The sequence below is a fragment of the Streptomyces griseoflavus genome (assembly GCF_014649995.1).
Taxonomy (GTDB): Bacteria; Actinomycetota; Actinomycetes; order Streptomycetales; family Streptomycetaceae; genus Streptomyces; species Streptomyces griseoflavus.
Window position 1 is genome coordinate 1 of record NZ_BMUC01000051.1, and the last position, 1,357, is coordinate 1,357.

Here is a 1,357-nt window from a genome sequence, read left to right on the forward strand (position 1 = left end):
CCGCGGGCTCGGCAGCGGTCGTAGTAGGTCCGGGAGGCGGGATCGTGGAGGGCTGCGAACGCGGAGAGGAACATCGCGCGTTTCAGCTGCCGGTTTCCGCCTCTGGGGGCGTGTTCGCCGTGGATCGAGGTGCCGGATCTGCTTCGTGGCCGGGGCGAGACCGGCGTAGGAGGCCAGGTGGCCGGCGCTCGGGAACGAGCTGCCGTCGCCGACGGTGGTCAGGAGGACTGCGGCGGTCCTGACGCCGATGCCGGGCATCGAGGTCAGGACCGGGGAAAGAGGGTGGGCCTCCAGCAGTGCCTCGATCCGGGCTTCCAGGGCCCGGCGTTGCTCGTGAACGGCGGCCAGCGACTTCGCCAGTGAGGGGACGATGACGTCGAGGGTGCCGGTGCCCGGGACGGTGACGGTCTGCTCGTCGAGCGCGGTGAAGATGTCGTCGACCAGCCGCTCGGCCATGCGCGGGGCCCTGGGGCGGACGACTTCGACCAGCTTTCGGCGGCCGGCCTTCCGCAACGCCTGCGGGGATCCGTAACGCTCGAGGAGCCAGGTCACCGCCTGGTGGTCCAGACGCGGCCCGAGGACCCGTTCGAGGCTGGGGTGGAACTGGGTGAGCAGGCCGCGGATGCGGTTGCTGGTGCGGTTGGCCTCGCCGGCGAGGTCCTGGTCGAAGCCGACCAGCATGGTCAGTTCCGCGGTGATCTCATCGGCAAGGTCGAGGGTGCGCAGGGTGTGGGGCATGGTGCGGGCGGCGTCCGCGATGACCACGGCGTCCTTCGCGTCGGTCTTGGCCTCGCCGGGGTAGAGGTCGGCGATCCGGCGCATCGCCAGTCCGGGCAGGTAGGCGACCTGGCAGCCGGCGTCCCGGGCGACGGTCAGTGGGAGGGCGCCGATGGAGGCCGGCTGGTCCACGACCACCAGGACGGTGCCGAACTTGGCCGTGAGCTTGTCGAAGACGGCCCGCAGCTTCGGTTCGCTGTTCGGCAGCGGCTTGTCGAACACCGTCTTCCCGGCCGGAGTCAGACCGTGGCCGTGATGCGTCTGCTTGCCGACGTCCAGGCCCAGGAAGACGCCCACCCCGTCGATACTGATCACCGTGCCCCCACAGGTCTCGCAGCGTGCCGGCCCCAGGGTCGGGAGCCGTTCGCGCGCATCCACGTTATGCAGACCTGCCGCCCGAAAGCGGCCGGGCATTGCGCCCGGCCGGACGGTGGTCGGACCTCTGATCAGCGTCTCCGACGGCACCCCTCGGACCCGGTGACACCACCCCCCAGGTCATCCCATCGACAGGGGGCAACAGCCATGCCGGGCCCGGAGGCCAGCGGCCCTCTTGCAGGACCGCAAAAAACATAACGGGGGG

1 pseudogene is annotated in these 1,357 nt (G+C 70.7%); it reads right to left on the reverse strand.

Annotated features, from left to right (window positions below):
* Nucleotides 1-1,092, reverse strand: a pseudogene (locus IE172_RS34185) (IS110 family RNA-guided transposase); the annotation flags it as partial.
* Between the last annotated feature and the right edge of the window lie 265 nt (nt 1,093-1,357).